Source organism: Haladaptatus sp. (genome assembly GCF_049589095.1).
Taxonomy (GTDB): domain Archaea; phylum Halobacteriota; class Halobacteria; order Halobacteriales; family Haladaptataceae; genus Haladaptatus.
Window position 1 is genome coordinate 1 of the sequence record NZ_JBAWAC010000312.1, and the last position, 5,328, is coordinate 5,328.

General features: G+C 62.0%; 7 protein-coding genes. 4 read left to right on the forward strand and 3 right to left on the reverse strand.

Going from position 1 to position 5,328, the window contains the following annotated elements; all coding sequences use genetic code 11:
* A partial coding sequence (locus tag WBV42_RS10080) for an acyltransferase (protein ID WP_423985915.1) occupies window positions 1–464 on the forward strand: 464 nt, incomplete at its 5' end.
* Between the two features lie 8 nt (window positions 465–472).
* On the opposite strand, the gene thiI is transcribed toward WBV42_RS10080, so the two are convergent.
* Together thiI and WBV42_RS10090 are read right to left on the reverse strand one after the other, a co-directional pair.
* Window positions 473–1,642, reverse strand: a complete 1,170-nt coding sequence (thiI, locus tag WBV42_RS10085; protein WP_423985916.1) for a tRNA uracil 4-sulfurtransferase ThiI — start codon at window positions 1,640–1,642, stop codon at window positions 473–475.
* 86 nt (window positions 1,643–1,728) lie between these two features.
* Entirely contained in the window at window positions 1,729–2,358 is a 630-nt protein-coding gene (locus WBV42_RS10090) for an RNA ligase partner protein (RefSeq protein WP_423985917.1), read from the reverse strand.
* Between the two features lie 454 nt (window positions 2,359–2,812).
* Here WBV42_RS10090 and WBV42_RS10095 point away from each other — a divergent pair, with 454 nt between their 5' ends.
* From WBV42_RS10095 to WBV42_RS10105, 3 genes are all read left to right on the forward strand, one after another.
* Window positions 2,813–3,193 (forward strand): translation initiation factor IF-5A, encoded by a 381-nt coding sequence (locus tag WBV42_RS10095; protein ID WP_423985918.1) that lies wholly within the window; start codon window positions 2,813–2,815, stop codon window positions 3,191–3,193.
* A complete protein-coding gene (gene speB / locus WBV42_RS10100) occupies window positions 3,194–4,009 on the forward strand; it encodes an agmatinase (protein WP_423985919.1) in 816 nt (271 codons plus the stop codon). It abuts the gene before it with no gap.
* 280 nt (window positions 4,010–4,289) lie between these two features.
* Window positions 4,290–5,060, forward strand: coding sequence for a Nif3-like dinuclear metal center hexameric protein (locus WBV42_RS10105; protein WP_423985920.1), 771 nt, complete (start codon window positions 4,290–4,292; stop codon window positions 5,058–5,060).
* A gap of 3 nt (window positions 5,061–5,063) precedes the next feature.
* On the opposite strand, the gene WBV42_RS10110 is transcribed toward WBV42_RS10105, so the two are convergent.
* The coding region (locus tag WBV42_RS10110) for a hypothetical protein (RefSeq protein WP_423985921.1) at window positions 5,064–5,328 on the reverse strand (265 nt) is incomplete at its 5' end.

The following is a 5,328-nucleotide window of genomic DNA, read 5'->3' on the forward strand; positions in this document are numbered from 1 at the left end:
CCGGTGGCCTGAACTCCTTGCAGTACTGGACGGACGTCCGGAGTCCACTTCGGGTTGCGATACAGTACATCGTCATCTGGCTCGTGCGTATCAACCCGAGCCTACGACTGAAAAACTGGCTCCTACGCGGAATCGGCGTCACGATCGGTCGTGGCGTGTCGTGGGGATTGGAGTCGACCCCCGACGTGTTCTGGCCGGACCTCATCACCGTCGAGGATCACGCCATCATCGGCTACGACGCGACCATCCTCTGTCACGAGTTTTTGCAGGACGAGTATCGAACCGGCGAAGTCGTCATCGGCGAGCGCGCCATGATCGGCGCGAACGCGACCATCCTCCCCGGCGTCGAAATAGGCGACAACGCACGGGTCGCCGCCAACTCGCTCGTGACGCGCGACGTCCCCCCGGGGACCACCGTCGCTGGCGTCCCTGCGACCGAGATGTCGAGCGACGACGCCGACTGACGCGGTACTTACAACTCGACGATTTCGACGTTCTCCGCCGCTTCCTTCGCCAGTTCGTACAACCCGTCAGGCTCCGCGTTGTCCACGATTTCGTGGGTCGCGTTGGTTTCGGGGTAATCGGGCGCGAGACGGTTACAGCCCGCCGGAATCGTGGATTCGGAGAAGGTGTCGATGCGGCGGGCGCGGGCGACGATATCGCTCTTGTCCATCGTCAGGAGCGGACGGTGGACGGGCATGCTGGTCGAGGTGCTCACGACGCCCAGGTTCCGGGCCGTCTGGCTGGACTTCTGCCCGATGGCTTCGCCGGTGACGATGCCGTGGGCGGACTCCTCGCGGGCGATGTGCTCGGCCACGCGGTACATGAATCGCCGGAAGACGAGCATGCGGGCGGGACCGACCTCCTCGCCGAGGAGGTTCATGGCTTCGCCTGCGGGAACCTTCCGGACGCGCATGTCCTGGTTGGGGGCGTATCTGGCGAGCTTTCGGACGGTTTCGATGGCCCGCGCTTGGTGGTCGATGCCGCCGTAGTCCCCCAAATCGAGGTAGATGGGGACGATGGGACTGCCTCGTTTCATCACTTCCCACGTCGCCACGGGGGAGTCGATGCCGCCGCTGACGAGCGAGACGAGTTTCGTCTGGGTGCCGAGCGGGAGGCCGCCGGGGCCGTCGCGCTTTTCGAGGAAGACGAAGGCGTCCGAGTCGCGCACTTCGACGAAGAACGTGATGTCGGGATCATCCAGGTCGACTTCCGGGTCTTCCACGGCGTTCCAGACCGCCGTACCGCCCTCTCGTTCGAGTTCCGTGCTGGTGAACGGGTGGTCCTTGGTGGCCCGTCGGGCGCGGACAGCGAAGGTGCCGCCGTCGTACTGCTCGCGTGCCGCGTCGGCCAGCGTCTCCTCGATGACCTCCTGTTCCGGCGAGACGACCACGGCGGGGCTGGCGGACTGCACGCCAAAGGTGTCCGCTGCGGCGGTCGTTGCCTCCTCGACGTTAGCTTCGGTCGTGTGGACCAGTAGGCGCGACCAGCGTCGCTCGACTTCGGCGTCGATATCCCTCGCTTCGAGTATCGCGGCGATGTTGTCCCGAAGCCGCTTTTCCATCTCGGTCTGCACTTTCCCACTCTTCACGCCCACGTCACCGTGTCGGACGAGGACGGTGTCGGCTCCGGACGGATGCATAGCCGGGCATAACAGTGGACCGGATAAACGACTGTCGAAGGCGTATGGGGCGTCGATGTCGCCGGACACGGCCGCTGTTCCCCTTTTCACACCCGTTCGCTGGCGTCGAGATACGAATCGAGTAACGGCGGGAAATCCCTGCCACGAAGGTATCGCAGGCCGAAATCCTCGGCCCAGTTGACGATGCCGGTGTCCTCGGTGACGACGCCCGCGTCGAGCTCCCGGGCGAGGATGAGCAGGTCGAAGTCCTCGCGGGAGTCCAAGACGCCACGGCGAAGGGTCGAACGGTACTGACTGCGGAGGTCGGAGATGAGTGACCCGACGTCGGAGTGGCCGTCCTCGGATGCCTCGCGGACGGCGTTTTCGGAGACGCGGAGCCCTTTGTCCACGCGTCCGCTCATCTCGTCGATGAACCGGTAGACGAGTTCGGCGGGGATCATCACCTCGAAGCGGGCGGGGTTCTTCTTGATGACCCACGTTTCGAGCTTCGAGACGGTCGTTTCGGACACGTCACGCTCTTCGAGGATGCTGGTGAGTTCGTCGTGGACGGACGGGGGCATGTAACAGGAGATGTTGAGCGCGAGTTTCGCGGTGGCGATGGAGTCGAGGAGGCGGTCGAGTGCGTCTTCCAACCCCTCGTCTTCGTTGCGGATTTCCTCCGAGAGGAAGAGTGACGTATCGAGGACGAACCGCTGTTTCAGCGGATGTTCCGGCATGAATGGCGATACGCGTGAGAGGGCAAAAACACTTCCATGTCATTTGTTCACGTATGTCATGGCAGAACTTCTGAACAAGGTTCATAACGATCGATGACCAAGGTACAAATGTCGCTGGGACCACGGGAACACACCGGATGGCCCACGTCGATAAGACGTAGACGCGGAGCAAACACCAAGTCGTCGGTCAAACGACAACGAGGTCAACGCTCCGACGGAAAACCGAAGCGATGCAAAAATCGTCCGGAAGGACGGTCGTGAAGACCAAGTAACGGACGGCGTGAAAACGGCGTTCGTGAAACTGACGAGAGTCAGCCACGGTCGAAAGCGTCGTGGAAAACGTTTCCCATCCGGGTTCTAATCGTGGTTTCTGCGCATTTCTCGTACTTATAACCTACCGCGCCAGCGCGGCATTTCCAAACGGTTTATACCGGAGGGAGCGCAATTCCGCGATATGGCGAAAGAGCAAAAGGAAGTCCGCGAACTCAAGGAAGGCAACTACCTGATGATGGACGATGCAGCGTGTGTCATCAAGTCCTACAGCACCGCAAAACCCGGTAAACACGGAAGCGCGAAAGCCCGCATCGAGGGCAAAGGCGTCTTCGACGACAAGAAACGAAGCATGAGCCAGCCGGTCGATGCGAAGATCTGGGTCCCGATCATCAACCGCAAACAGGGACAGGTCGTCAACGTCGAAAGCGAAACCGTCGCGCAGGTCATGGACCTCGACACCTACGAGACCATCACCATCAAGACGCCCGAGGGAATGGGTCTGTCGCCTGACGACACCATCGAGTATCTCGAGATGGAAGACCAGCGTAAGATCGTACGTTAGATGTTTCCCGGTGCGTCTACCGACCGCGGACGAGCGGACTTCGTGGTGGTGGGTGCGCCGCTCGACGTATCCACCTCATTTCAGCCCGGCACACGGTTCGGTCCCGACGAAATTCGAAGGTACGCCCGAACCTTCGACGATTACGACCATCGAACCGGGCAGTTCTTTTCCGAACTCGGCGTTCACGACCACGGCGACGTGTACGCGTGGGACGACGCCGAGGAGTATCTGGAGTATCTCGAAGGCGTCATCACCGACGTCGTCTGGGACGACGCGTGCCCGTTGCTTCTCGGTGGCGAACACACCATCACGGGGGCGGGTGTCAGCGCCACCGAGCCAAACGTGTTCGTCTGCCTCGACGCCCACCTCGATTTGCGTGAGGAGTACGACGGTAATCCCCTCAGCCACGCGACCGTCACTCGCCGCGTCCTCGACACCGTCGACGAGGCCGTGATCATCGGCGCTCGAACCGGTAGCGAGGACGAATGGGAGTGCGCTGCGAAATCGGACGTGACCGTCGTCCCGCCCGAGGAGGCGGCCGACTGGGAACCGGATTTCGACGGGGACGATAGCACGTACCTCAGCGTGGACATCGACGGTGCCGACCCCGCGTTCGCACCCGGCACCGGTACGATGGAACCGTTCGGTCTGTCCTCACGGGAGATGCGCGACGTCGTCCGCGACGTCGCGGAAACGACGGACGTCGTCGGTTTCGACGTCGTCGAGGTTAACGACCGGGACGACGGCCAAGCCGCGACGCTCGGCGGAAAATTATTGCGGGAGTTCGTGTTTTCGGCGGCGGAGAGTGGAGACTGACGACGATCCGTTTTTCCCAAAAAGCGAATGAGGCGCAGTTAGAGCGCTCGCCGTACTTTGTGCATGATACGTCGTCCGAATCGTCGTGGGATTCGTCGCCACGTAGCCATGGCCTTACGGAACTTGCTCATATTCGTTCACCTCGGTATCGATTTCCCCGATATGGGAGGGAATGAACGTACCTGCGGCACTGGCTTAACCGTGATGGCAGGCGAAACGAAACGGGAGTCGGGACGTACAAGCCGGGGCTTACAAACCGACGCCGATACGATACCCGTGCATGAACCTCGCCGAACTCACCGAACGATACGACGACCGACTCCGGACCGACGACTTCGCCGACATCGACGCCAGCGCGAACGGATTGCAAGTCGGACCGAACGACCCCGAAGAAGTAGACGTCGAACGTGTCGCGTTCGCCGTCGATGCCGCCGAGCGGACCATCGAGGAAGCGGTGGAGTGGGACGCCGACGCGCTGGTCGTCCACCACGGACTCTCGTGGGGCGGCATCGAGCGCGTGACCGACCGCGATTACCGACGAATCGCGCCGCTCATCGAGAACGACGTGGCGCTGTACGTCTCCCATCTGCCGCTCGATTCGCATCCCGAACTCGGCAACGCGGCAGGGATTGCGGATCTGTTGGGACTCGAATCGCGCGAACCCTTCGGACGAATGGGACCGGAGCACATCGGCCAGCAGGGGCACGGCGACCTCACGCGGGCGGAAATTGGCGACGTGCTCTCGTCCGAACTCGACACGGGCGGGCGGGATGTCCAGCAGTTCGACTTCGGCCCCGAGGGGATAGAACGCGTCGCCATCGTCACCGGAAGCGGCGTGGACTGGTTGGACGAGGCCGTCGAAGTCGGCGCGGACGCGCTGATCACCGGGGAAGGGAAGCAAAAGGTCTACCACGAAGCGCGTGAAGTGGGGCTGAACGTCTTCCTCGCGGGCCATTACGCGACGGAAACGTTCGGCGTGAAGTCGCTCGAATCGCTCGCCGAGGAGTGGGGGCTGACGACGACCTTCATCGACGCGCCGACCGGTCTGTGAGTGCTATCCTTCGACTCGGTACTCGTCGACCGCCGCTCTGATTTCTTCAGCCTTCACTCGACCGTGAGCGAGAAACGGGGCGATCACCGAAATCTGGTATCGTAACTTCGTGTTCGCCCCCGACACATCGTCCGTCTCCGACAGGATTGCGAGGAGCATCCCGCTCGCGTTCCGGTACTCTATCGAGTCGCCGACCGTCTTCGAGCGAAGACCCTCTACGGCCTCCATGATGTGCTCGTGTGCATCCTCCTTCTCTATTTCGAGGTAG